Origin of the sequence: Adhaeribacter rhizoryzae (assembly GCF_008629685.1) — a bacterium.
Classification (GTDB): Bacteria; Bacteroidota; Bacteroidia; order Cytophagales; family Hymenobacteraceae; genus Adhaeribacter; species Adhaeribacter rhizoryzae.
Genome location: NZ_VWSF01000005.1, coordinates 191,974 through 218,735 on the forward strand (window position 1 = coordinate 191,974; position 26,762 = coordinate 218,735).

Sequence of the window (26,762 nt, forward strand, 5' to 3'; positions counted from 1 at the left end):
GGTACTATCCGGGGTAGGGGAGCTGCAACTTAAATTATATAAGTAAACCTTTTCGGGCTTTGAATACAGGAAATCTCCCTTTGAGTAAAACGCTTCTGCAGGCAATATTTCAGCGTAAATTCGCGGGTTGTACGGGTTGCCGCAGGGGTTTATGCGGGTTAGCCCGGCGTTTATTACCCGCCTTATTGTGGCATAAGTTTCGGGGGGCAATCGGGCAGCCTGGCTTTAAAGGTTAATAAAGGGGCGTTTGGGTGCGGGGTAAATTCCCGGCTAAAATAGCAGGCAAAGCAAAAACTTTCTGGTTAACTTCGGCTGCGAAACCCAGAACAATGCCGGAGAAGGAACCTGACCCCCGAAATTTTACGAGCAGCAACGCCCATGCCACCGATTACCTATTGGCAGTAGCTTCGGTGGCTACCGTGAACCATGCTTTTATTTTAAAACACACTGCCGCCGAAGCGGTACCCTTGATTGGCTCGTCGTACGAAATGCAGCCGGACGTAATAGGTGTAAACGAAGGTATATTTAATGGGGTAACCGGCAGCCGGATGCCCGCGGTAAAAGTGGTGCAGTTTTCGGCCGGTTTGTGGTTTTCGTGTGCCTGCACCCGATCCAAAACCCACTTATGCGAACACCAGGCGCAGGTACTACAGGCCCTCATTACCCGCCCCGAATTCCGGGTATTTTTTGATGCCAAACTGCGCCGGAACAAAATATTACCTGTGGCCCAGGATTACGGCCTGGCCGCCGAAGAAAACCTGGATAAATATTTCGACCTGGAATACGCAAACAAAAATATTACGGTTAAGCCCAAGTTAAAAGAGTTGTTGCCGGTAAATCCGGCTACCCAGGCCATTTTACAGGAACAATTATTGCCCAAACTCAAACCACCAATGCTGCCGCAGTCCGTGGCAACTACCCCTGACAAAGCGTATATTGTGGTTATTGCGGAGCATAAATATTACAAGCATTTGTACCTGGAACTGTACCGGGCGGCCATTACGGCCAGCGGAAAACTAAAAAATCCTTTACAGCAAATTAACCCCGCCGACCTGATTTGGCTCACCGAAAACCCGGAAGAACTTAAATTCTTTACGGCTATAACTAAGTTTCAGCGGAGCTACGAGGCCGAACCGGGCGAGGCCGATTTGGCGGCTTTAAAGGCCCTGGTGAGGAATCCGCTGGGTTTTAAATTTTACCAGCACAACCTTAATAATAACCGGGCTTCGGGCAATATTACGGCCAGTTCGCTGGTGCCGGTAGCGGTGCAAAGTTTGCCGGTAAACCTGGTGCTGGATGTAGTGGTGAAAGACAATTTTTACGAGATTACCGGCACCATCACCCTCCTGGACCAGCCCTACGATTTGCAACACCTGGCGGTGCAGCACGAATATTTTATTCAGGTTAAGAAAAACCTGTATTTGCTCGATAATCCCGATTTGCTCCGGATTATCCGGTTTTTCAAAAAGCACAACCACAAAATATTAATCCACGAATCGAAATTTGCGGAGTTCCGGGAAACGGTGCTGGCCAGCCTCGAAAGCAAGATAAAGGTTAATTACGCTTATATAAAACCGGCTACCCCGAAGCAAATAGAAGAATTTGGCCTGGCCGAAACCCGCGAACAAATTATTTATTTATCGGAGTCGGAGGATTTTATTTTGCTGACACCGGTAATGAAGTACGGCCCCCTGGAAATACCGGTGCTTACGCACAAGCAGCTATACGGCACCGATGCCCGCGGCCAGGCGTTTACGCTGGCCCGCGACGAAGAAGCGGAACATAACCTGGTAGCCGATATTCTAAAGCAGCACCCGTTTTTTTACGAACAACTCCACCAGGATTGCTTTTACCTGCACCGCGACCGCTTTTTAGAAGACGGTTGGTTTCTGGATGCTTTTGAAGCCTGGCAGCAGGCTGGTATTACCGTGCTGGGTTTTAAAGAACTCAAAAATAACCGCCTCAACCCGCACAAAGCCAAAATTAGCATCCAGGTAACCAGCGGCATTAACTGGTTCGATACCACGGTTAAGGTAAAGTTTGGGCAACAGCAGGCCTCGCTCAAATATTTGCACCAGGCCATCCGGAACAAAAGTAAGTTTGTGCAGCTCGGCGACGGCACCCAGGGTTTGTTGCCCCAGGAATGGCTGGAAAAATTTGCCCGTTATTTGGCGGTGGGCGAAGTAGCCGGCGAACACATCCGGACACCCAAAATAAACTACTCGGTTATAACGGAGCTGTACGAAGACGAAGTGCTGAGCCAGGAAGTGCAAACCGAACTAATACAGTACCGCCAGAAGCTGGCTAATTATAAAGCCTTGCCCGAAGCCGAAGTGCCCGCCGGCTTGCACGCCACTTTGCGCGGTTACCAGAAACAAGGCCTCAACTGGCTTACTTTCCTCGATGAATTTAACTTTGGCGGCTGCCTCGCCGACGATATGGGTTTGGGCAAAACCATCCAAATATTGGCCTTTTTATTGGCGCAGCGCGGGCGGGTAAAACAAAATACCAACCTGGTGGTGGTGCCTACTTCTTTGCTGTTTAACTGGCAGGACGAAGTAGCCAGGTTTGCGCCTTCGCTGAAAATATTAACCGTTTACGGCGCCACCCGCATAAAAAATATCGCCGAGCTAAACCAATACGAAATCGTGCTGACCTCTTACGGCACGCTGCTCTCGGATATCCGGGTGGTGAAGGAATATCCGTTTAATTACATTATCCTCGACGAATCGCAGAATATTAAAAACCCGGAAACCGAGCGGTACCGGGCGGTGCGCTTGCTGCAATCCAGGAATAAACTGGTGCTAACGGGCACGCCCATCGAGAACAATACTTTTGATTTATACGGTCAGTTGTCGTTTGCCTGCCCCGGTTTGCTGGGCAGCAAGCGGTTTTTCCGCGACCATTATTCCACGCCCATCGATAAGTTTAAAGACAGCCGCCGGGCCGCCGAACTGCAGCAAAAGGTAAGCCCTTTTATTTTGCGGCGCACGAAAGAACAGGTAGCCCCCGAACTGCCCGACAAAACTGAAATGGTTATTTACTGCGAAATGGGCGCGGAGCAGCGCCGGGTGTACGATGCGGCCGAGCGGGAAATCCGCGATTTTATTTCGGCGCAGGGCGACGGCGAAATTCTCAAAAACAGCATGCACGTGCTCACCGGCCTTACCCAACTGCGGCAAATCTGCAACTCCCCGGCCTTGCTCACGGGCGGCGACTATAGCCTGGCTACCTCGGCCAAAATAGAAACTTTGCTGGAGCAAATCCAGAGCAAAGCGCCGCACCACAAAATACTGGTGTTCTCGCAGTTTGTAACCATGCTGGAGCTGATTAAAAAAGAACTAAGCGCCCGCGGCATACCCTTTGCCCTGCTTACCGGCCAAACCCGCGACCGGGCCGCAGCGGTTAACCAGTTCCAGGACGACGCTAACGTACGGGTATTCTTAATCAGTTTAAAAGCCGGCGGCACCGGCCTAAATTTAACCCGCGCCGATTACGTGTACCTCGTAGAACCCTGGTGGAATCCCGCCGTCGAAAACCAGGCCATCGACCGGGTGTACCGCATTGGGCAGGAAAAACACGTAGTAGCCATCCGCCTCATTTGCCCCAACACCGTGGAAGAAAAAATTCAGAAGTTGCAGGAAAGTAAAAAAGAGTTGGTGAAAGAGATGGTTGAAACGGACAATGCGGTTTTGAAATCGCTGTCGAAGAAGGAGTTGTTAGGGTTGTTCAGCTAAAATTCAGGAAAAGGTATTATATTGTAAATACAATTTAGTTTTTTAAAAATGATAAAACAATTCAGAATTAATAGAACTCTAGAATGTTATAATAATTATAAATTTGAAGGCGATGAAATTATAAACTTAACACCATTAAGCAAAATAAATTTTTTTGTTGGTATAAATAATTCAGGTAAAAGCCGCCTCTTAAGAGAATTATTTAAAGATTTAAGAAATTATAATATTTATGATCCCAATGATCAGTACAATAGTATTCCACTGTTTAAATCAGACGAAACAAAATTTGGTCTAATAAATGTAAATAAAGAAGAACTTTTAAATTCTCTTTCACCTGTATATGATAAAATCCTAACATTATGCAATAATCCAAGCTTTTGTAAACCTTTGTATGATTTTTTTAAAGCGGAGAAAAAAACAATTTATGATAAAGAATTATATAGTTTTTATGTAAATTTTCAATCAAACTTAAAGAAGTTAATTAATGATGAATTCGCTGGTTCTAAAACAAAGCTTCTTGATGAAAATAGTAAGGAATCACAAAGAAAAAAAGAGATAGAGCAGTTAAGTAAGGAAGCTTTATCTTTAATTAGAAATAAAATTCCCATTGAACTTAAAAACAATAAAGTTACCTATATTCCAGCAATTAGAACATTAAGGAGATTTCTAACAAGAAAAACAACGGAAGCAACTCATTACGAAAGCGATCGATATAAAATAACTGATTATGAGCAAATAGATAATTCCATTATTTCTTCAAGAGTAATGGTAGATTACTTTTCTAAAAAAGAGTATGAATCAGAGCACAACAATAAGAATTACTATTATAAGCAACTAATTTCAAAAAATAATATATTTACTGGTGAGAACTTATATGAACTCATTAAAGATCTTAGAAATTCTCCTGAAGAAAAAAGAAAGGTTTTAACTGATTTTGAATCTTTTTTAAGCAAAAGTTTTTTTAATTCTTTAAATGTTTCTCTTCATTCAATTGAAGACCAAGATATCAAAGATATATATGTTAAGATTGGAGATAATAAAGAATTGCCAATTTTTAATTTAGGAGACGGAATCCAATCAATAATAATTTTAACATTTCCTCTTTTTTATTATAAGAATACTAAACATTTTATTTTTTATGAGGAACCTGAATTGTATTTGCACCCAGGAATACAAAGGGTATTTATTGAAACAATCAAAAGCTTTGATAATGTTCAATGCTTTATAGCCACCCACTCTAATCATTTCTTAGATACATCATTAGATTTTCCAAACGATGTATCAATTTTTTCTCTGAAAAAAGAGGACAATGAGGTTGGTGAAAAAATTTTCAAGATTGAGAATCTTGCCTCTCCTTCCGTATCGATTTTGAACTTACTTGGAGTAAGAAATTCATCTGTATTTTTATCAAACTGCTCTATTTGGGTAGAAGGAGTTTCAGACAGGATTTACATAAGAAAATATCTTGAATTATATCAATTAGGGAATCCTGATAAAAAAACACATTTCCCATTCTTTAAAGAAGACTTTCACTTTAGTTTTATTGAATTTAATGGCAATAATATCACACATTTCAATTTTTCGGAAAATATCGAATATGATAATGAGGAACAGATAAATGCTACAAAAATTTCGAATAGAATCTTTCTAATTCACGATTTAGATACAGGTAAAGACAAAAGGCACGAACTTCTTAAAAGGCAGCTAAGGGAAAATTATTTTAAATTAGAGGTATTAGAAATCGAAAACTTATTATCTCCGGAGGTGTTAAAAAAAACCTTGACCGAGTATAGATTAAAAGGTGTTGAAAAGGTTGTTTTTAATGATTTTAAATATGAAGATTATAAAATGCAACCCATTGGAGAATTCATTTCGAGAATTTCAGGAGAAAAACAGATAAAACAGATTGTTTCAGTAGGTTCTAAAAGTGAAATTAAGAAAATTTATAATAAATTAGATTTTGCACATAATGCTGTTAAAAATCTGAATAATTGGGATGAATTGACAGAAGAATCCAAAAATATGACTAGAATTATTTATAATTTTATTTATAAAAACAACAATAATAATTTTTAATATTTTCTTTGTTATGCGAAGAGTTAGCTCATGCTTAGTTTTAAAAAGGGTTAGGGAGAGCACTTGCTATGCATAGTGTTAGCGCAACGCTCTACGCATTTTCCGGAAAGCCAATCTTTCTGTTATGCTTAGAGTGCTGCGGTAACTCTACGCACAACAGAGTGGCCCGTCAAAAAGAGTTATTTGTACAGAACTTATATTATTGCATCAGGAACAAATGCTTACAAGCACATTTCAAATAAGTTAATTTTGTATTTTTATTATTTGAAAATCTTTGAGATTAACTCCGCTTGGGCTTGGCGTTAAAGAGCTATAATTTGGTGCGGCTGTACTTCCAAGACTTATGAGGTATTCTATAAAAGCTGCCGCCTCTTCTGCTTTTTCAAAATTAATAATTTTATTATTCCATTGTAATTCTACCATATTCCCTGTGTGCAAAAATCTAATCCTATATGTAATTGGCTTAAAATCTTCAGGTCTAATTAATTCAACAAGTTGAGGTGAGCTATATTTAGGATCGTATCCAACTTCTCCATATTTATATAGCACCGATTGCCTAGCTTCAGGAATATGCTTAGGACTGCCTGGCTTAACGTGTCTATATAAATACTTAAAGCGCAAAAATCCACTGAGAGTATTCTTTATATCAGGAAAATACCATAATATTATTTCTTTCTTTAAAGCGCTTAATAAGTTTGGGTTTCCAGCGGCATTATAGTAGTCCTGAACTTTAAAAACATAAATTGGAGATGCATATCCACCAGTATAATTTAACTCAACTGAAACAGAAGTATTTCCACTTAAATCTATTCCAAAGCCACCCTCCTGCCTAAGTACCATATCTCGTCTGCCTAATGTTCCTGAAAACTTCATTCTGGACATTAATAAATTTAAACTTGATTCATACTTATCAATAAAGTTAAGATTAGCACTTGGACCAATGGAAGATGAGAATTCATTGCCATTTACATTTTCCGCTCCAGTTCCTGAGGAATTATTATTTTCCGTTTGATTTATATCTGCTTTTCCAGTTTTTGTAGCAATTGCATTAGTAATAGTATTTTTATCCGAATCTGTCTTTTTACTACCTGCTGTAGCACTTATATTAGCAGTAGCTGACCATTGTTGGGAGGATGTTACTTTTCCCAAGTCTACTGTTACCCAATCTGAAACAAATTTATCCCATGAATTAAATTCAATCGGATGTGTTCCATCTAGAGTTAGCGAAATCTCCAGATTTGTTAATCTATCCCCAATACGATTAAAAACTCTTTTTTCATTTGTTGAACCTTCAGAGGCCCATTTTCTATCCACTGAGAAAACAATCGATTTATTAATAGAAAGAGGAAACATTTTAACCTTTGGTGCAGATGTTTCGGTCGAGGTAAGTTTTTTTGCTAAACCAGTTTCCAAATCATTTACTGTTCCCGTTTTTAAACTAATTGATTTTAATAATTCTGCCTGTCCCTCAGCAGAAAGGGTAGTTAGTACTCCAAGAATATTTTTAGGCGATGTAGAAGCTTTTGGCGCTTCAAATATTTTGAATGTTTCCGTCTGAATAGAAACAAAATCTTCCGCTTCGTCAAAACGAACCCAAGATAAATCATAGGATTTAAATCTTCTTGCAAGGTTGACACAAGAAGTTGTGATAAAAAATCCTAGTAAAATGTAAATAAAAAAAGAGGTTTTTTAAATAATTCATTTTTACTTTCTTTAAAGGTATGGTTTTTTCAGGTTTGATAGCACTTAATAAAGCCAACTTAGCATTGCAATAAGAGGAAAATAGCAGGTATATAAAATACTGAAAAATCAGTATTTTACTTAAACAAAATGCTTCTGGTATGCAGATGGCTAACGTAGGGTTCTACGCATTGCTTGGAAAGCCAATCTGTGTTCTGGCTGGATGTTTTCGTGCGGCTGCGGTATAAAACTATATTTGTAGAGAGTCTAAATTTCTGTATTATAAACAAAGGTTTACGGGTGCACGCCTGGTGCCTCATGAGTAGCCATGCGCATTTAATTATTTCAGCCGCTAATCCGCAGAAAATAAATTTATCCGATATTATCCGGGATTTGAAAAAGTTTACGGCTGCCCAAATTATCCGGGAAATAGAAGCTGGTCCGGAAAGCCGGCAAGAATGGTTACTGGATAAATTTCGGTTTGCGGCGGGTAAAAACAGCCGCAATACGCAGTACCAGTTCTGGCAGCAAAACAACCACGCCGAGGAATTACTGACAAATCATTTTACCGACCAAAAGCTCCAATATATTCACCAGAATCCGGTGCAGGAAGGTTGGGTGGAACAAGCGCAGCATTACCTATACAGCAGCGCCCGCGATTACAGCGGTTTGCAGGGGTTGGTACCTATTACTTTTATTGACTGAAGCGATTTTTTATTACGCCGATCAGAGATTGGCTATCCGGAAAGAGCGTAGAGCGCTACGCCAACTCTATGCACAACAGGAGCAGCCTATTTGTCCGGAATAAGGTTTTCCGGCCAAATGGCTGCTTTCCTTACATTATAGATTATTCAGAACCTGCTGCGCTTGGGTAAGCATCGGCCCGGCGGGTTTGGTTTTTAAGACATCTATTTCAAATCCTGCTAAGATAGCATCGAGCTGTTGAAGCTTCTTAGGTTGATCTTTCCGCTTGAATTCTTCTTTCAGGATTCTGATCTTTTCAAAGTCCTCAATCCCTTCTATCAACCTTTCGAAGCGAATGGAAGATCTGTTCTGCGGATATACAAAATACGTATCTCCGGAAGACCACTTCCCAAAACGACTGTCTTGCAATGGGTTTTGGGGCCAACTGTTGAACGCCCACCGCAAATAGCCGTCATAGCCTTTGTTGGCGGCATGCCAGGCCAGCCACGCAGATTCCGCAAGCGGTGAAAAAGTAAAGGTATTAGGAAAGCCCTCCGCACAACAGGTATAAAAAGTTGTTATTGAACCGGCGTTTTTCCTGGCCTGCATCGTTTTTTTATCTATTTTTTGATTGGAGGCAACACAATAATCAAAAAGATCTTTCTCAATTTCAGGATGATAATTTCCGGCAAGTGATATTTTAAAATCTTTGTCAGCACCTTTTATGACCGCAATCGCTTTTTGCATAGCCTCCATCGGACGCTCATCCATGGCAATCGTAGTTTTATTAAACCACCCTTTTTTCTTAAGATGCTTAGCAAAATCAGCCAGCATGGGCTGCCAATGGGCCTTATATTCCGGCGTGCCCGGCTCTGCAACCAAGACAGTTTCTTTGCCTAATGCTTCATCATAGTAGTAAAACTTAAGATTCCAAGGGATCATGCTATAGCATTCAATCACCCGGTCTATCCCTAAAGCCATCATATAAGAAACCCACTTATCGAATATGGTATAATCATAGCTCCAGGAACCATTCTTCTACCTAGTCCACTTAATCATGGAGCTATAAACATCATAAGTCTGGCTATTCCAGGGGTCATGAATAAGCGTGGTGGTAATTACTTTTTGTCCGGCATTGGCCAGCGATTCCATGTAAGGCTTCATCACTTTCAGATGGTCGTCTGACCATTTTTCAACCTGGTGCATCCGGGCGATAGCATCCGGGTTTTGCCAAAGATCAAGGTGGTATTGCCATTCCTTTGGCGCTGGTAAAGTACGATTAATAACTTCTACTGAATAATTTAAATTACCCAGAATTTCGTTTTTCCCCTCTATTACCTTAACAGAGCCTTTATACACCCCAGCAGGAGCATCAGCGGGAATAGAAATACTCAACCATACCGGCTGCGTGGTATTAGCTGCAATAGGGGAAGCTTTCGCGTTATCTATCACATCTGCCTCCAAACTTGGCTCAAGATTAGACGGGATTCCGCAGCCAGTACCTTTTTCATTTAATCCGTCTACCATAACGTAGCGCAAAAAGCTTGCTTTAATCTTTGCAGCAGGTATTTTATTTTGCTTAGAACCCTTCAAATCACTAACAAGCAAGCTGGTATTTTTAAGTGGTTTGGTTGTCCATATTAGAATCTGCGTATGTACTTTTTCTCCTTTCCAGGCTTTGGTTTGCCAATTAGTTAAGACGGGCGAAACGGCTGGAACATTGCTTTTAGCATAACGGTTATCAGGAGAAGCAAAACTGACATAGGTTCCGGTTTTCACCTGCTTCCACAATTCTTCATTCACCGGTTTAGGGTCGGGCAACTCCTGGTAGGGGGTTTGAGCAAATGAAATAGTGGTGTATAACGTACAAAATAAAAAGAACAATTTATTCATAACAGATCTAATTACCAGGTGGAATTTATTTGATGATGTCATTTCACTTTTTGTATTTATCTTGAACGACACCTAAGACATTGCCTTTCTTGCTGGCAGCATAAGTGTTTCGCTGTAAGAACCACTCCTTCTCGCCAGTAGGAAGAAAAGGAATAAATTAAAATATAGCTTTTTACTCAAATTATATTGCTTGAAAAATGGGGAGGCTGTAAGAGAAGTTTTAGCATTAATAATTCTGCCAATCAGCCAGTAATAACAAAACAGCTAATCCGGTATCTGCTAATATTTACCACCCCAATAGTTGCTTAAAACTAAATGTTTAATTTTAAATATTCAAGCATTTATTAAAATAGTGTGTTCGAACACACCATATTATAATATTGGTTTTTATGCATGCTGCCACATAAAATATAAGTGCCTACCTTACCGCACTAAGAAGATATTGGCCCTGCTTTAGCAGTTTATCGTATAATTATACTCCTTCCCAAGTGTAGAAATACAAATCTCTAACTTGTTTAGTATCCTCCTGAAATAATGATATAGATAGGTTGTGAGGTGGCAGCATTACCGGATACGTTTCAGCCAGAAGGCGTACTCGCTGATAGGGGCTTGACTCTGTTATGCGGAGAGTTAGCGCAGCACTCTACACATTTTTAGGAGAGCCAATCTCTGATTGGCATAATCCGTACTACAAACATACCATTTGCCGAACATTTCCCATGCAACTAACGCCCAGACCCTACAGTTTTAACAATCCGGAAGGTATTTATTTTGTGACGTTTACGGTGGTGTTCTGGCTAGATGTGTTTGTTCGGCTGCGTTATAAAACCATATTTGTAGATAGCCTAAATTTCTGTATTAAAAACAAAGGATTACAAGTGCATGCCTGGTGCCTCATGAGCAGCCACGCGCATTTAATTATATCGGCGCAGCAACCCAAAAAGGCAAACTTATCGGACATTATCCGGGATTTGAAAAAGTTTACCGCCTCGCAAATTATTAAGGAAATAGAAGCTAGTCCGGAAAGCCGGCAGGAATGGCTGTTGGATAAATTTAGGTTTGCGGCGGGCAAGAATAGCCGTAACACGCAATACCAGTTCTGGCAGCAAAATAACCACGCCGAGGAATTACTGACGAATCATTTTACCGACCAAAAGCTCCAGGATATTCACCAGAATCCGGTGCAGGAAGGGTGGGTAGAAGAAGCACACCATTATTTATATAGCAGTGCCCGCGATTACAGCGGCTTGCCGGGGTTGGTACCTATCACTTTTATTAGCTGAATAGTTTTTATCTGTTACGCCAATCAGAGATTGGCTTTCCGTAGAATGCTTAGAGCGCTGTGCTAACTCTACGCATAACAGGTGTTAGTGCAGCACTCTACGCATAACGGGGCGTTTAGAAGCATCGCAGCCGCCCAATTTTCACTTTGGCGCAGCCCGGTAATATAAATAATATTCTAACTTTGGAATGTTTATTTTAAAAAGTTATGCCTAAGATATATTTTATTACAGCTCTTAGTTTAATTTTATCTTTTAATATTTGCGCGCAGACCCTACCGCTTAATCCTAACTTAACCGAACGCATTATAGCGGCTCCCGAAAGTGTTTTTAAAATGTTTAAGGAGGCTGGTATCAACCCAACCAACTATGCAATAACCGCCGTGGAGCAGGCCCAGGTAGAAAAAGCTTTTGCGGCTTTACCGCCCCTGCATCAGAAAATCCTGAAAGGGCATTTACATAGCATCAGCTTCCTGGATAACATGCCCAATACGGCGCTCACCTCACCGGTAAATACCCCCGATTCTGTTAAAATGTATAATATTACTTTTCGGGCCGGAATGTTTAAGGAAACTATTTCGGAATGGGCTACCCAGAAAGAATATACCTGTTATGAGCAGTCGGCCAATCCGGAATACGAAATCAGAATTGAGGCAGGTGAACTGGATGCTTTTGTATATGTTTTATTGCACGAGGCTACGCACGTGGTAGATGCCGTTTTGGATTTTACCCCCCACCCCCCAGATAGAGAAGCGCTGGTGAAACCTACCTTATTTACTAAAAATATTTGGGACAAAATGAACGTGCCTAGTAAAGATGCTACTGATTCATTACTGGAGCAAACCCGCTTCCGGAGTGGTAAAAAAGTGTCTTTAACCTTAGCGCCTGCTATTTACAAAAAGCTCAGTAAAACTCCATTTACCTCTTTATATGGAATGGCCAGCTGGTTTGAAGACATTGCCGAGTTGGCCAGCATCTATCATCTTACAAAGAAAATGGATCAGCCTTTTTATGTTACAGTTAGAAAGAATAATGACGAGATAATTCGGTTTAAGCCAATGAAGAATAAACTGGTTAAAAAACGTCTTCGTCAACTAAAAGTTTTCTACCAGGTATAAACGCATTGCTGTTTTATTAAATTGGGGCCGCACCTGTTATGTGTAGCGTTAGCACAGCGCTCTTCGCATTTTTAGGAAATCCAATCTCTGATTGACGTAATATGAAATATATAATCTATTCTGTTCTGTTAATGGCTGGCATACCAAACGCTTGGGCAGGAAAACACTAAGTCCAGCTGTTTAAATGGGAGCAGGTAATATTTTGCCCCGTTTACAACAGCTACTAGGGGCTATGCTTGATATTTTTATTCTTTAGCTACACTAATCAGAGATTGGCTTTCCGAAGAGTTCGGAGATCGCTGCGCTAACTCCCTCTGTTGTTCGTAGCGTTAGTGCAGCACTCTATGCAAACTGCTGTTAAGGCATTCTAATGTATTTTCTAAATATAATGTCCATTCTGCCGTCGTCATAATGAATTTCCAATCGTTCATCCAGTTCATCGAATATGACAGAAATTTGCCTGGAGTGAACCTTGCCTGATCTTAAAATAAATCCTTCTAAGTTTAAATAAATTTGTTGATCAGCTTCTTGGGTTACGGTATAAGGATAAACGTCAGGTATTCTGTTATAGAAGGGGTCATAATCAATGGTATATAGTTTTCCATCAAAACTATACGTGGTTTTATCACCAATAAAAGGATATGACTTTTTAGCTTCAATAGGCTTGCCGTTTTGATCAAAATAATTGTTAAGTGCTTCTTTGAACTGCCACTTTCCTTTAAGTAGTCTTGTCTGCATCTGGAGCAAAGTTTCCTTCTCCTCTTCTACTTTAACATCTTCAACTTCCTTTTTACAGCTTGAAAAGAATAAAATAGGCGTAAGCGTTAATAATATTAGTAAAAGTTTTTTCATGTACCTGTTTATGATTGTTCTTAAATATAAAGGAATTTAAACATTCTATATTAGCACTATTATAAATTAATTAATTACTCTTGTTATGCGGAGAGTTAGAGAAGCGCTCTACGCATTTCTTGGAAATAAATCTCTGATTGGCTTATTATAAAATTTACTATTTATTCTGTTCTATTAATTGCTGGCGTACTTTACACTTTGGCCGGAAAACGCAAGGTGTGGCTGTTTAAATTGGAGCAGGTAATATTTTGCCACGTTTACCACTGCTGAAAGGGGCTGGGCTTAATATTTTTATTCTTTAGCTACGCCAATCAGAGATTGGCTTTCCATAAAGTGCGGAGAGCGCTACGCTAACTCTACGCACAACGGGGATAGTATACTATGTACAACAAAAGCGTACGAATATTCTTATGGCAAAATGTTTGTTACGTTTAGCAACTTCGAATATTGCGAAAGGGTAAACAAAATATTTAAATAAGACAAAAATTTAATTAGGCAATGGGAACCAGCACCAGATCAGGAGATCAACAAAAGAAGCAGCGCCAAAAAGAATTTAAGGAGAAAAAAGAACACCGGGAGCGCCTTTTGGCAGCAAAAAAAGCTAACCGCAATTCCCGTAAAAATAATGATGCGCCGGATGAGATAAACAAATCCGAGGTTTAATTATGGTCGTCTTTTTGAATATTTTCAATCAGTTTAACCAGCGTTTTGAGTAGAACTATAGCAGAACGCAACATTTATTATGCTTTGTTACTTTGTTATGCCCTTTGTTATGTGTAGAGTTAGCGCAGCGCTCTACGCATTCTCTGGAAAGCCAATCTCTGATTGGCGTAGTAATATAGCATAACTAGCTGCTAACTCCTATGCACCTAACACCAAGGCCTTACGGTTTAAATAATCCGGAAGGTGTTTATTTTGTCACGTTTACGGTGGTGTTCTGGCTTGATGTGTTTGTGCGGGCCCGGTATAAAGAGGTATTTGTGCAAAGCCTGAAATATTGCATTACCCACAAAGGTTTAAGCTTACATGCCTGGTGTCTGATGAGCAGCCATGCCCATTTGATTATTTCGGCGCAGCGACCCAAAAAGGCAAACTTATCGGACATTATCCGGGATTTGAAAAAGTTTACCGCCGCGCAAATTATTAAGGAAATAGAAGCTGGTCCGGAAAGCCGGCAGGAATGGCTGTTGGATAAGTTTCGGTTTGCGGCGGGGAAGAATAGCCGCAATACCCAGTACCAATTTTGGCAGCAGAATAATCACGCCGAGGAATTACTGACTAATAATTTCACGTACCAAAAGCTCCAGTATATTCACCAGAACCCATTGCAGGAAGGTTGGGTGGAAGAAGCATACCATTACCTGTACAGCAGCGCCCGCGATTACAGCGGCTTGCCGGGGTTGGTACCGATAACTTTTATTGACTGAATAGTTTTTTTATTACGCCAATCAGGAGATTGGCTATCCGTAGAATGCGTAGAGCGCTGCGCTAACTCTCCGCATAACAGCGCAATTAGGGAGGGAACAGGTTTTACACTGGTGCGCGTTGAGGAAGCTGAGCATAACCGCGTAACCGCCATTTTAAAATATCACCCTTAGTTTTAAACCCTTAGTTTTAAGAATAACTCCACGGGATAGTTCTTTTTTCGGCGCTGCTCTGCCGGGCCAGTTCTATAATCCGGATGGTGTTACGGGCTTGCTCCGGGGTAACCGCTAATGGTTCCTGCCCCAGTATGGCGGCATAAACATTGGCGTAAAACGCCCGGTAGTCGCCGGGCTCACTTTGGATAGTACCCACCAGGTGTTGCCCCTGGTACTCGGTGTTTATTTTACCCCAGCGGGTTTCCGGTTCAATGCCCCAGTCAGGCGTATTAGTGGGCGTTAAGCCGGCTTTGAGGGCTTCTTCCTGCACATCGGTGCCGTATTTTACGTAACTGCCCTGCTCACCCAGCAGTTGGTAGGTGGGTCCGGGTTCCCGGACCAGCATGCCGCCTTTTAAGGTTACTTTTATTGTGTCGTAATCCAGCACTACCGTAAAATTGTCAATGGTTTTGCCGCCGGTGCGTTGTATCCGTTCGTCGGCGGTTATGGCTTGGGGCAAGCCAAATAAACACTGGGCTTCGTCTATCAGGTGAGGCCCTAAATCGTAGAAGATGCCCGAACCCGGAATATTTTCTTCCCGCCAGGCACCCGGCCGAAAGAAATTCCGGAAACGGTCGAAGTGAATTTCCAACTCTACCAGCCGGCCCAGCAATTGGCTGTCAATAACTTGGCGGAGCGTTTTGGCATTACTGTCCCAGCGGCGGTTGTGGTGTACCGTTAGTAAGCAATTCTGGCGGGCAGCCAGGGTAATTAAGGTATTCGCTTCCGAAGCAGTAACGGTAAAAGGCTTATCTACGACCACGTGTTTGCGGGCTAGTAAAGCCGCTTCGGCCAGCGCATAATGGGTGTGGTTGGGGGTAGCAACAACTACTACCTGAATGGTTTCATCTTCCAAAATAGCATTGGTATCGGCTACTATCTCGGCTAAGGGGTAGCGCTGCTTGGCCAGTTTAATATTGGCGGGTTTGGTTTCCCGGATTTTAGTTAGGTGCAGCCCCGGCACACTGGTAATAATGGGAGCATGAAAAACTTGGCCGGCCATACCATAGCCAATTAATCCAACGTGTACTGTTTTAGACATAATTATTTAATAACGATAGCGGCCTAAGTTACCCGACCCAAACAAAAGCACCAAACGTAAGGCAGCTATTTTACAAGGGCAAAGAACGGGATTTAACTTTACCCACCAGGAATAGTTTACCTAACCGTTTTACCATTAAGGATGATGGCTTTTAGTAGAACCAATTTCGTGCTTGTTAGTTAATTTTGCACCAATGCGTTAATGGTTTATAGATTTAAAAAATATTACCTAAACTTGACTTAGAAAAGAACATCCTGCAGTTCCTCGTTCTTTTCGAAAACACTTCTGGCAAATGGACAAAGAGGAAGTATTTTAATATGATTTTCCCGGGCATATTTTACGGCTGACAGCAACATCTCTTGGCCTACCCCTTTACCTTTAAAGGCCGGATTTACTTCGGTGTGTTCAATTATTATTTTAGTGTCGCCTGCCCAGGTATACACCATCATCCCGGCTTCCGCATTGTTATCAGTTGCCTTAAAAAAGCCTTTTTTGCCATTATTAATTTGCTCTACCTTCATTTTAAATCTATTTATAAAGCATTTATAAAACTAAGCTCCTTGTTGACTGTGCGGTAAGTTACTATAAAGAATAATTCTAAGTATTTATTTACATTTATTAGGTAATAAATTAAGCCTGCGTAGTTGTAGCAGCCAGGTAGCAGAATCAAGGAAAGCGGGATATGTGCGGCGCTAATTCTACCTACAACATGGTTCTACCAAACTGCCTGGATTGTTCGCTTTAGCTGTTTATTTTGTAATTTTGGGTATTGGCTGCGGTAGTGCTTCTTGCGTTGCCAGCACTGGCAGCCACGAAAATTGCTGACAAAGCCGGCGCATGTTCTCTGGTAACTGCGCTTCTATATGAATAATTTCCTGGGTAAACGGGTGTTCAAACTTTAGCGAGGCCGCGTGCAGCAATAAAAAAGGACTGTTCAGTTGTTCCAGAAACATGCGGTTGTGGCGCCAGTCGCCGTGTTTTTTATCGCCGATAATATAATGCCGCAGGTGCGCAAAATGCTTCCGAATTTGGTGCATGCGGCCTGTTTCGGGTTTTATTTTTAATAAACTATAACGGGCAGTCTGGTAAGGGCCTACCGGAATAGGCAATTCTACGGTGGCGAGCCGGGTAAAATGGGTAATGGCGTCTTGCGCTTCTTTGTGCTGGTGATCCTTGTCCGGGCGAATAGGGTTGTTGATGGTGCCGGCCTCTGGCGCGTAGCCGCGCACAATAGCAAAATAAATTTTATCGGGCTGTTGCAGGCTAAAAGCTTTTACCAGTGGGGCAGTTGCTTCGGGCGTTTTGGCGAAAAGTAGTACGCCGGAGGTTCCCCGGTCCAGGCGATGTACGGCGTGCAACCGGTAACCCAACTGGTCGCGCAGCAACTGCAAGGCAAATTCTTTTTTTTCTTCGGCTATGCGGGTGCGGTGCACCAGCAAGCCATTGGGTTTGTTGATGGCCACATATTGCGCATCTTCATAAATAATCTCCAGCACGGTAAGTTACTTTTTAAGGCAGCAAATTACGAAAAATCAGGCTAGAAGTCTTAAGGTTATAACTATTGCACTTAAGTCTTTTATATGTATAATCAGGCAAATTTGGGAAAGCGCCTAAAGTACATAACCTTGTTTCACCAGAACAGCGTTACTTCGCTAACTAAACCCGGATAACTTTATTTCCCGTACCTTTGCCCCATAACAAACCCAAGAAGATGCTGAAACAGGCGCTGGAAAAACTGAATATTACAGAATTAAACCCCATGCAGGAAGCGGCAATAGATGCCGCCGCCCAGCAGGATATGGTATTGCTGGCGCCAACTGGCTCGGGTAAAACTTTGGGCTTTTTACTGCCTTTGCTGGCCCGGCTGCAAGCCAATGAGCCCGGCATGCAGGCGCTGGTGCTGGTGCCGGCCCGCGAACTGGCTTTGCAGGTAGCGCAGGTGTTCCGGCAAATGGGTACCGGCTTCGGGGTGAAATGCTTTTATGGCGGCCACGCTACCCGCACCGAGCGCAGCAGTTTAACAAATTTGCCGGCGGTACTAATAGGCACGCCCGGCCGTATTGCGTTTCATTTGCGCGAAGGCAATATTTCGGGCAGCACCATCCATACCCTTGTATTAGATGAATTTGATAAATCGCTGGAGTTTGGTTTTGAAGCCGATATGGAATATATTATTCGGCAGTTACCCAACGTACAGCGGAGGCTATTAACATCGGCTACGGCCATGCAGCAAATACCCGCTTTTACCAGGCTGCAAAATCCGGTTACCGTTAACTTTTTGCAGGATATACCCAGTGCCCCGGATTTAGAGATAAAAGTAGTTTCGGTAGCAGACAACGATAAAGCAGCAACCTTGTTCCGGCTGCTGTGTAAACTGGGTAATACGCCCACGCTGGTTTTCTGTAACCAGCGCGATGCCGTAGAAGAACTTAGCAATTATTTAACACACAAGCGGTTGGTACATGGCATTTTTCACGGTGGCCTAGAGCAACCCGATCGGGAACGGGCTTTGCTTAAATTCCGGAACGGTACTTACCATTTGTTGCTCAGCACCGATTTAGCCGCTCGTGGCTTGGATATTCCCGAAATAGAAAATGTAATTCACTACGAACTAACTACCGCCGAAACTTACCTGCACCGCAACGGGCGCACGGCCCGCATGCAAGCCAAAGGTACAGCTTATGTATTGCTGCAACCCAATGAGCGGCCCGATTACCTGCCACCGTCGCTGCCCACCGAAACGTTGCCGGTGCGCCCGGTTTTACCGCCGCCCAGCCCCTGGGAAACCTTGTATTTGAGTGCCGGAAAAAAAGATAAAATAAGCAAAGGCGATGTGGTGGGTTTCCTGCTGCAGAAAGGCTATTTGCAAAAAACCGAACTGGGTTTAATTGATGTGCAGGATTATGTAACCTTTGCGGCGGTTAGCCGGGCCAAGGCCGATGCATTGGTACAAAAATTAGGAAACGAAAAGCTGAAAAATAAGAAAGTAAAAATGGGTCGGGCCAAATAAGCAGCTTAATATTTTTAATTATTAAAGCAGCTTATACAAATTAATAATGCAAATTAACTAATACCGAATCGTATTTTTTACCTACCATAATATTTCCTGCTATTTGTCATCTTGGAAAGATCTATTGCATAAAAGGTCTTACAGGTAAAAGATAGTAGAGCGTAAATTACTTCTTTTTCATTCTAACCAATAGATGCTTCTGGAATTCCATGAATTCTTCAGCATGACAAACAGGATATTTTTACATCATTATAAAAGGTGGTAATTACTATTTGATATAATTAACTATTAATATTTCCAATATATACGCACACAGCACCGTAATTCCGGAAGAATCTTATGCTTTACCAAATCAGAAGATTCTTCCGGAATTGCGGGAATAGTACTATTAAACTAGTTTGTTTCAACTGCTCTAAAAAATATTAAACCTAATTTGAAAAGACTGGTAGTAAAACGCGGTTGTAATTACAGCTTAATGCCTAGCTTTTTCGCAATATCTTTAAACATTTCCGGATCAATATCATCGGCTCCGGGCGAATTCAGTTATGGTTCTTCCTCTAAATCCGGTGCCGGTACGCCTTCCGGTGCACCAAATATTACTTCCAGTGGCTGTCCGTCTTCGGGGTGCGGACCGTTAAATACCAGACCAGCTTTTTGGTAGTCCTGCGGACTAAAAGTATAGAGGGTGCGGTGTAAACCTACCGCTTCGTATTTGCGGGTTTCAGGAAAAGCTTTATTACTTAAATCGGGTACCGGTACCAGTTTGGTTACTTCTACGCCGGTTAGGTGTTCCAGCGCCCTGGCATACGCCACAACGTGTACACCGCCGCGCACCAGCAAATACCCCACCATTTCGCGAGCAGTGGGCTCAGTTACCATTTCGTAAACCCGCATTTTGTTTGCCCGGGCGCCGCATTCCAGAAAAAAGTTATGGAGTAAATCTAATCTTAAGTTGCCGCTGCTAAATACGTTCTGGCCAGTCCACCAATCGCCCATCGAATCCATGGGCAAAGCCGATTGCCCGGAGGCTACAAACGGCCGGGAATGGCGAAAATCAGTAGCATTTTTTAAAGGGCCGGGTTCCGGATCGAAGCCCCGCTTGGTAGTGCCCGTCAGCAATAAATTAATGGCATAAGAAACGGCCTCAATATGGCCGTACTCTTCGCCGGCAATACTGCCAATTACATCGTAAAAAGGGCGTAACCGATTCCGGCCTCTAAAATTAAATGACTGAAACGTGTAGTTCATCAGCGTAGACATTTCGCCGAATTTACCGCCGAGCAATTCCTGTACGGCTGCGGCATCGTTGGCCGAGGGATTTTTAGGGGTTGGCAGCTCAATAGGCAGCCGATCCATTTTTAAAATCATAGGTTTTACATTTTAAGTTTATATTTAATATTAGATTTCTTAAAACGCCCTATTTAGGGTAAAGGTTAATGAAAAGTGCTGATATTAAGTTGAATAACATAATATTTAGCTGGCACGAAGCAGTTGTAAATTAAAGTTTAAACGTTGTCCGGATTGTGCATGGTTTTTTATATATAATTGTTGAACCGGAACCAGTATAATAAGCTTGAACGCACCCAGGCCGGAACAACCTGTCCGGCTTTAGCATTCGGCGGCTGCTGCAAATTTTACCAGGAGCAGCCCGGGCAATATTTTTAGCTTACTCTGGAATAATCATTAACTTACCCAATCTTAATTACGCCTATGAAATATATATTAGTAGTCTTTTTTATTCCTATAAGCCTGCTGTTTAGTACAAGCTATGCTGTACAAGAGAAAGGGAAAGCGGGCATTACCAAAGAGGTGTTTGGCGCTTTGCCGGATGGCCGGGAAGCACACCTTTTTACCTTGCGCAATGCGGCGGGCATGGAAGTTGAAATTACCAACTACGGTGGCTACATTGTTTCCTGGACGGCTCCGGACAAAAACGGCAAACAAGAAAATATTACCTTAGGCGTGCCCACTTTTGCCGATTATTTAAAAGGTACTCCATCGTTCGGACCCATAATTGGCCGCTACGGCAACCGCATTGCCAAAGGCAAATTGGTGCTGGATGGCAATGAATATACCTTAACGCCCAATGCCCGGGGGAATCACATTCACGGCGGTAGGGTAGGTTTCGATAAGAAATTATGGGCAGCCACCCCGGTTAACGGCAACGAGCCGGCCCTGAAACTGCAATACACCTCGCCGGATGGCGAAGAAGGCTATCCCGGAACATTGGCCGTAGAAGTTATTTACACCCTGCAAAAAGACAACGCGCTACGCATTAATTACAAAGCCACTACGAATAAACCAACGGTCGTGAATCTTACCAACCATACTTATTTTAATTTAAGCGGCATGAAAGGTAATATTCTGAACCACGAACTAATGGTAAATGCCGCTTCTTACTTGCCCACCGACCAAGCGCAGATACCAACCGGAGAAATAAAACCGGTAGCTGGTACGCCTTTCGATTTTACCAAACCTACGGCTATTGGCGCCCGCATCAACGATACCACCCATACCCAAATCCGGTACGGCTCCGGCTACGACCATTGCTGGGTATTTACCGATAAATCAAATAAATTGAAACGCGGTGCTACTGTTTACGAGCCTAAAAGCGGCCGTTTTCTGGAAATGTTCACAACGGAGCCCAGTGTACAGGTTTATACCGCCAACCATTTAAACGGAACCTTGCGGGGCAAAGAAGGTGTAGCGTTTACCCGCCGTTATGGGGTGTGCCTCGAAACCCAGCATTTCCCCGATGCGCCCAATCACCCCAACTTTCCCAGTACCACCCTGCGGCCCGGCGAAACCTACCAGAGTACTACTATATACAAGTTTTCGGTGCGCTAAACCTTAGCCTATTTTGGTAACAGCAGGTAATATTTATAAATCTAAATTTGCTTGGATGCGCTTTTATTTAGTTAAAGCCGGCAACACATTGCTCTATGTTGTTATAATGGCGGGGCTTTTAACCTTGGCGGGTTGCGCAACCCCTGGGCCACCAGCTAACCAGGAAAAATATTATACCCTGGATGATTTTAGCTCGGTGCCGAAGTTTGATACGCACGTGCACCTAAATACAACCGATCCGAGTTTGCTGGAACAAGCCCAAAGGGATAATTTTCGGCTCCTGACTATTAATGTTAACGCCCCGCATTACCCCACCATTACCCAGCAACAAGAGCTGGCGCTGCAGCACCGTAAAAATTTCTCGGATAGGCTGGCTTACGCTACTACCTTTTCGGTGCAAAATTGGGGCGCTGCGCATTGGGCAGAAGAAAGCTTAGCTTACCTGAAAAGCGCACTTGCCCAGGGAGCAATAGGGGTAAAAATCTGGAAAAATATAGGCATGGAGTTGAAAGACGAAAACGGCGCGTTCGTAATGATTAATGACCCGCGGTTTAAACCAATATTAGATTATTTAGAACAAAACAAAATTCCGGTAATCGGCCATTTAGGTGAGCCCAAAAATTGCTGGCTGCCCTTAGCCGAAATGACCGTGAACAACAACCGGAATTATTACGCCCAAAACCCCCGGTACCACATGTATCTGCATCCGGAAGCGCCTTCTTACGAAGAACACATCCGGGCCCGCGACCAGGTACTGGCCATGCACCCGCGTTTGCCTTTTACGGGCGCCCACCTGGGCAGCCTGGAATGGAGCGTAGATGAGTTAGCCAAACGTCTGGATAAATACCCGAACCTGGCCGTGGACATAAGCGCCCGGATGGCCCACCTGCAATACCAGGCCCAAACCGATTGGCAAAAGGTGCGCAATTTTATAATAAAATACCAGGACCGCCTGGTTTATGCTACCGATATTGCCGTAGATACAAAAGAAGCACCGGCCAAAGTAAAAGAGCGCGCCCATGCGACCTGGCTCCGCGACTGGCGCTTTTTGGTAACCGCCGATACCATGACTAACCCGAACGTAAACGGCGAGTTTAAAAGCCTGCACTTACCCAAAACTACCATAAATAAAATTTACCACAAGAATGCCTTAAAGATGTTTCCGGGACTGGCTAAACTTGATAAAAGTGGTAGTAAAAAGAAGTAAATAATATTGGCATAAAGGATTGAAACAGGTTTTTAGTGTTATCTTCTACCTGAAATGGAAAGTTTAAACTTAACCTTATTCGATATTTTTGGATTTGTAATTCCGGGTGGCCTGATATTAATTTCTTTACTTTTAATTTTTAATGTAAAGTCAATAACTTCTATTACAGCGGCTTTAAAGAATATTTCATCTTCTCAAATAATATTTTTTGTAATTCTGGCCTATGTTATCGGCTTTGTTGCCGATAATATAAGCTATCGGTTATATACCTATTTAGGCCCGGTATTAAGGAGTTATGCTGTATACAAAATTGAAGAATTCTCCCTGGAATACAGAACCAGGATTCATTTTGTATCACCGGAAAGTTTTTCGATTATTGAAAGGTGGAATGCGCTTAAAACCTTTTCGTATAACCTTTCCTTTAGCTTTCTAATCTTAAGCATTTACTTTATTAAACAAGGCTCTAAAAAAAGATTGCTCTATCTATTTGCAGCAGTTTGTATTGGCGTAGCAATGCTTTTATTAAATAGAGCCCACATGTACGATGAATATTATGCAAGAGAAATAAAGGAAGCGGTTAAAATAATCAGTACAAGCCGTGGTAAATAATCAGGGTAGTAGCTGAATATTCTTTCCAAACCAAGCCATCCTTAATATTACCGGTAATTAAATTTTTATTAGTAGGGGAACAAAGTAAGAAAGCAAGCGTGCCGCAAAACTGATTGGAAAATATTAAGTTTATAATAGCATTCCTGATAAAACAAAAGCTCTGGCCGGATTACCCAACCAGAGCTTTTAATATTTTTCGAAAAATATTAATTACAAACTTTATCCTGAATGTTAAGCCGGAACAGCTTCCAGCAGCGATTCAAATATTAAAAGGCCATCCATGTTGCCTAAATCCGGGTCGGCGGCGCGTTCGGGGTGGGGCATCATGCCAAAAACGTTGCGGCCTTCGTTGCTGATACCCGCAATACTCTCGATGCTACCGTTGCAGTTAGTATCGGGGGCAATAGCGGCGTGCGAGTTGCAGTACCGGAACATTACCTGATCCTGGTCTTTTATGCGCTGCAAGGTATCGGCATCGGCGTAGAAACGGCCCTCGCCATGGGCAATGGGCACCTGGTAAGCTTTGCCTTTTTCTAAACGGCGAGTAGGCAATAAATCGGTGGTTTCAGGACGAATATGTACGTTGCGGCAAATAAATTTCTGTTCGGTATTACGCAGCAGCGCGCCGGGCAATAAGCCGGCTTCGGTTAAAATCTGGAAACCATTGCAAATACCCATTACATAACCGCCTTTGTTGGCGTGGCCAATTACTTCTTGCATAATCGGCGAAAAGCGAGCAATGGCGCCGGAACGCAAATAATCGCCGTAAGAGAATCCGCCGGGCAAAACAATAAAATCACAACTTTGCAGGTCGTGGTCTTTGTGCCACAGCCGGGCTACCGGCTTATTCGAAACCCGCTCTAAAACCTGAATAACATCCTGGTCGCAATTAGACCCTGGGAAAATAACAACGCCAAATTTCATGGGGTAAAGATAATACTTTAGGGTAAGAGAAAGGAATAAATAATAAAATTAATGCTAATGGATTCGGGCATAAAGAATAAATACTTATCCTGAATAGGCACTTCTTCTAATTTTAATAGGCTATACTTACTTATTTTGGCTATAAAAGGCCGTAACTATATTATTTTTTATAACGCGAAAGCCGTAATACCAGTACCTTTATACAGAACTTAACCTTAACCAACCAGAACTATGTTACAATCCATGACCGGCTTTGGCACGGCCCGCCAGGATGGCGACCAGTACAGCATTACCATTGATATTCGCTCGCTCAATTCTAAAGGCTTGGATTTAAGCTTGCGGCTGCCGCGGTTTCTGGCCGATAAAGAGCACGAAATCCGTACTATTTTGGGTAAAAGCCTGGTTCGGGGTAAAGTTTCGCTTAGCGTAGATTATTCGGGCACCACTAAGGCGGCCAGAACAGCCAATTCTATTAACCAGGAGCTGTTGCAGCATTATTATACCGAACTCGAAAACGCCGCCGATTTAGTAGGGGCTAGTAAAAACGATTTGTTTCGGTTGGCTTTGCAAATGCCGGAGGTAATTCAGCAAGCGCCGCGCACCGAGGAAGAAGATGCCCAAATGCCAGTGCCCTGGGAAATTATAACCGAGTTGTTGCAGGAAGCTATTGCTAACCTAAACCGTTTCCGGAGCGACGAAGGCAAAGCCCTGACCTCCGAAATAATGGCTTATGTTGACCGGATTCGGATTTTACTGGCCGAAGTTGATAAATACGACCCGGTTCGGCTGGAATATATCCGCGAGCGTATCCGCACGCACCTGGCCGAAATAAGTAATTCGGAGCAGTTTAACCAAAACCGCTTTGAACAGGAAATGATTTATTTTATTGAGAAGCTGGATATTGCCGAAGAAAAAGTGCGTTTAATTAATCACCTGCATTATTTTACCGAAACCGTTTATTTGCCCGAACCTACCGGTAAAAAACTGGCCTTTATCTCGCAGGAAATTGGCCGCGAAATTAATACCATTGGTTCTAAAGCCAACGATGCCACCATTCAGCACCTGGTAGTAGAAATGAAAGAAGAACTGGAGAAAATTAAAGAACAGCTAAACAATATTTTATAAACAGGCAGGTGCAACGGTGGCTATTGATAAGGCTAAATAGATTTTGTATATTTAGTTAATCAGCCGCGCACCTATGATACGCCACGAATTTCCGGATTTAACCTGGCTGCAGAACCAGGTAGCCCTGCGCTTCGATAAAAAACAGGGCTGGCCCAATGTGGTATTAAATGTAAAATCTACGGGTTGCTACCGACCCAATATAGCCGGGCCTTTGTCGCTGTTTATGAATATAAAAGGGCAGAGCCACTGTGGGGTAGCGCAGCACAGTGTTAATATTCCCGAAACCCATTATTTTATTACCAACCCCAGCGAAGCATATACTTTACAAATTCCGGAAAAAAGCATTACCGAAACTTTTAACATACATGTGGGGGAGCAGTTTTTAGAGCAGGTTTACGATGGGTTGGTGCTGCCGGAAGATAAGTTGCTCGCCGATCCTTTTACCGTGCAAAGCAGCCCCATATATTTCTTTAACCGGCTTTACCCCAAAGATGCTACTTTAAATAAATTATTAAACCAGCTTTATGCGCAAGCCCAAACCGGGGTTGCGAGTAACCTGCTCCTGGAAGAAGGCCTAATAAATTTATTAATTTACCTGCTACAGGTGCACCGTGCTGCTTTAACCGAAACCGCTAAATTACCCGCCACCAAACGCGCCACCCAGTTAGAAATATACAAGCGGCTTTGTTATTCTATAGATTATTTGCAAGCTCATTATAATTGCGAAATTACCCTGGAAGAACTGGCCCAAATAGCTTGTTTGTCTAAGTTTCATTATCTCCGTTCCTTTCGGGCTTGCTTCGGGCAAACGCCGCACCAATATTTAATGGCCGTTCGTCTGGCCAAAGCCAAAGCCTTACTCAAATATTCCGATATGCAGGTTACCGATATTGCCCTGGAAGTGGGTTTGCAGCACGTAAGTTCTTTAAGCCGGTTATTTGCCCAAAAAGCTGCCACCAGTGCGGGCAATTACCGTTTGCAGCAGGTGCTCTCAAATTAGCAATTTTGGTTAACTAAATATTTGTGGGTGCCTATAAC

Annotated in this window: 20 protein-coding genes and 1 pseudogene; 13 read left to right on the plus strand and 8 right to left on the minus strand. The window is 42.6% G+C overall.

The window, feature by feature from the left end:
• Positions 1 to 329 precede the first annotated feature (329 nt).
• Together F0145_RS09350 and F0145_RS09355 are read left to right on the plus strand one after the other, a co-directional pair.
• Positions 330 to 3,737 (plus strand): DEAD/DEAH box helicase, encoded by a 3,408-nt coding sequence (locus tag F0145_RS09350; RefSeq protein ID WP_150088137.1) that lies wholly within the window; start codon positions 330 to 332, stop codon positions 3,735 to 3,737.
• 48 nt (positions 3,738 to 3,785) lie between these two features.
• On the plus strand, positions 3,786 to 5,813 hold the full coding sequence (locus tag F0145_RS09355; protein ID WP_150088138.1) for an AAA family ATPase: 2,028 nt from the start codon (positions 3,786 to 3,788) through the stop codon (positions 5,811 to 5,813).
• A gap of 243 nt (positions 5,814 to 6,056) precedes the next feature.
• Here the strand turns inward: F0145_RS09355 and F0145_RS09360 are convergent, their stop codons facing one another.
• Complete coding sequence (locus F0145_RS09360; protein ID WP_150088139.1) at positions 6,057 to 7,226, minus strand: hypothetical protein; 1,170 nt, start codon at positions 7,224 to 7,226, stop codon at positions 6,057 to 6,059.
• A 462-nt stretch (positions 7,227 to 7,688) separates the two neighbouring features.
• Here F0145_RS09360 and F0145_RS09365 point away from each other — a divergent pair, with 462 nt between their 5' ends.
• Entirely contained in the window at positions 7,689 to 8,198 is a 510-nt protein-coding gene (locus tag F0145_RS09365; protein WP_150088140.1) for a transposase, read from the plus strand.
• A 135-nt stretch (positions 8,199 to 8,333) separates the two neighbouring features.
• Here the strand turns inward: F0145_RS09365 and F0145_RS26985 are convergent.
• Positions 8,334 to 10,112, minus strand: a pseudogene (locus F0145_RS26985) (glycoside hydrolase domain-containing protein).
• A 677-nt stretch (positions 10,113 to 10,789) separates the two neighbouring features.
• Between F0145_RS26985 and F0145_RS09380 the strand changes: the two are divergent.
• Both F0145_RS09380 and F0145_RS09385 read left to right on the plus strand, forming a co-directional pair.
• Positions 10,790 to 11,353, plus strand: a complete 564-nt coding sequence (locus F0145_RS09380) for an REP-associated tyrosine transposase (RefSeq protein ID WP_150088218.1) — start codon at positions 10,790 to 10,792, stop codon at positions 11,351 to 11,353.
• 206 nt (positions 11,354 to 11,559) lie between these two features.
• Positions 11,560 to 12,468 (plus strand): hypothetical protein, encoded by a 909-nt coding sequence (locus F0145_RS09385; protein WP_223815927.1) that lies wholly within the window; start codon positions 11,560 to 11,562, stop codon positions 12,466 to 12,468.
• Positions 12,469 to 12,825: 357 nt separating this feature from the next.
• Here F0145_RS09385 and F0145_RS09390 read toward each other — a convergent pair whose 3' ends face one another.
• Positions 12,826 to 13,320, minus strand: coding sequence for a hypothetical protein (locus tag F0145_RS09390; protein WP_150088143.1), 495 nt, complete (start codon positions 13,318 to 13,320; stop codon positions 12,826 to 12,828).
• Between the two features lie 498 nt (positions 13,321 to 13,818).
• Here F0145_RS09390 and F0145_RS26170 point away from each other — a divergent pair, with 498 nt between their 5' ends.
• Complete coding sequence (locus tag F0145_RS26170; RefSeq protein ID WP_190277514.1) at positions 13,819 to 13,983, plus strand: hypothetical protein; 165 nt, start codon at positions 13,819 to 13,821, stop codon at positions 13,981 to 13,983.
• 200 nt (positions 13,984 to 14,183) lie between these two features.
• Complete coding sequence (locus tag F0145_RS09395) at positions 14,184 to 14,747, plus strand: REP-associated tyrosine transposase (protein ID WP_150088144.1); 564 nt, start codon at positions 14,184 to 14,186, stop codon at positions 14,745 to 14,747.
• 187 nt (positions 14,748 to 14,934) lie between these two features.
• On the opposite strand, the gene F0145_RS09400 is transcribed toward F0145_RS09395, so the two are convergent.
• The 3 genes from F0145_RS09400 to F0145_RS09410 all read right to left on the minus strand — a co-directional run bounded on the left by F0145_RS09400 (position 14,935) and on the right by F0145_RS09410 (position 17,498).
• Positions 14,935 to 16,002, minus strand: coding sequence for an oxidoreductase (locus tag F0145_RS09400; RefSeq protein WP_150088145.1), 1,068 nt, complete (start codon positions 16,000 to 16,002; stop codon positions 14,935 to 14,937).
• Between the two features lie 239 nt (positions 16,003 to 16,241).
• Positions 16,242 to 16,538, minus strand: a complete 297-nt coding sequence (locus F0145_RS09405) for a GNAT family N-acetyltransferase (RefSeq protein ID WP_394349580.1) — start codon at positions 16,536 to 16,538, stop codon at positions 16,242 to 16,244.
• Between the two features lie 213 nt (positions 16,539 to 16,751).
• Positions 16,752 to 17,498 (minus strand): pseudouridine synthase, encoded by a 747-nt coding sequence (locus F0145_RS09410; protein WP_150088147.1) that lies wholly within the window; start codon positions 17,496 to 17,498, stop codon positions 16,752 to 16,754.
• A 215-nt stretch (positions 17,499 to 17,713) separates the two neighbouring features.
• Here F0145_RS09410 and F0145_RS09415 point away from each other — a divergent pair, with 215 nt between their 5' ends.
• Positions 17,714 to 19,012, plus strand: a complete 1,299-nt coding sequence (locus tag F0145_RS09415; RefSeq protein WP_150088148.1) for a DEAD/DEAH box helicase — start codon at positions 17,714 to 17,716, stop codon at positions 19,010 to 19,012.
• A gap of 543 nt (positions 19,013 to 19,555) precedes the next feature.
• Here F0145_RS09415 and F0145_RS09420 read toward each other — a convergent pair.
• Positions 19,556 to 20,380, minus strand: coding sequence for a manganese catalase family protein (locus tag F0145_RS09420; protein ID WP_223815928.1), 825 nt, complete (start codon positions 20,378 to 20,380; stop codon positions 19,556 to 19,558).
• Between the two features lie 342 nt (positions 20,381 to 20,722).
• On the opposite strand from F0145_RS09420, the gene F0145_RS09425 reads away from it, so the two are divergent.
• From F0145_RS09425 to F0145_RS09435, 3 genes are read left to right on the plus strand one after another with little or no spacing between them, the layout of a single operon-like run.
• Entirely contained in the window at positions 20,723 to 21,859 is a 1,137-nt protein-coding gene (locus F0145_RS09425) for an aldose epimerase family protein (protein WP_150088149.1), read from the plus strand.
• A 55-nt stretch (positions 21,860 to 21,914) separates the two neighbouring features.
• Positions 21,915 to 23,066: an amidohydrolase family protein gene (locus F0145_RS09430; protein WP_223815929.1), complete on the plus strand. Its 1,152-nt coding sequence runs from the start codon at positions 21,915 to 21,917 to the stop codon at positions 23,064 to 23,066.
• 54 nt (positions 23,067 to 23,120) lie between these two features.
• Positions 23,121 to 23,675 (plus strand): hypothetical protein, encoded by a 555-nt coding sequence (locus F0145_RS09435; RefSeq protein ID WP_150088150.1) that lies wholly within the window; start codon positions 23,121 to 23,123, stop codon positions 23,673 to 23,675.
• A gap of 231 nt (positions 23,676 to 23,906) precedes the next feature.
• Here the strand turns inward: F0145_RS09435 and purQ are convergent, their stop codons facing one another.
• Positions 23,907 to 24,599, minus strand: a complete 693-nt coding sequence (gene purQ, locus F0145_RS09440; protein ID WP_150088151.1) for a phosphoribosylformylglycinamidine synthase subunit PurQ — start codon at positions 24,597 to 24,599, stop codon at positions 23,907 to 23,909.
• A 231-nt stretch (positions 24,600 to 24,830) separates the two neighbouring features.
• Between purQ and F0145_RS09445 the strand changes: the two genes are divergently transcribed.
• On the plus strand, positions 24,831 to 25,724 hold the full coding sequence (locus tag F0145_RS09445) for a YicC/YloC family endoribonuclease (protein WP_150088152.1): 894 nt from the start codon (positions 24,831 to 24,833) through the stop codon (positions 25,722 to 25,724).
• A 73-nt stretch (positions 25,725 to 25,797) separates the two neighbouring features.
• Positions 25,798 to 26,724, plus strand: a complete 927-nt coding sequence (locus F0145_RS09450) for a helix-turn-helix domain-containing protein (protein ID WP_150088153.1) — start codon at positions 25,798 to 25,800, stop codon at positions 26,722 to 26,724.
• Positions 26,725 to 26,762 lie beyond the last annotated feature (38 nt).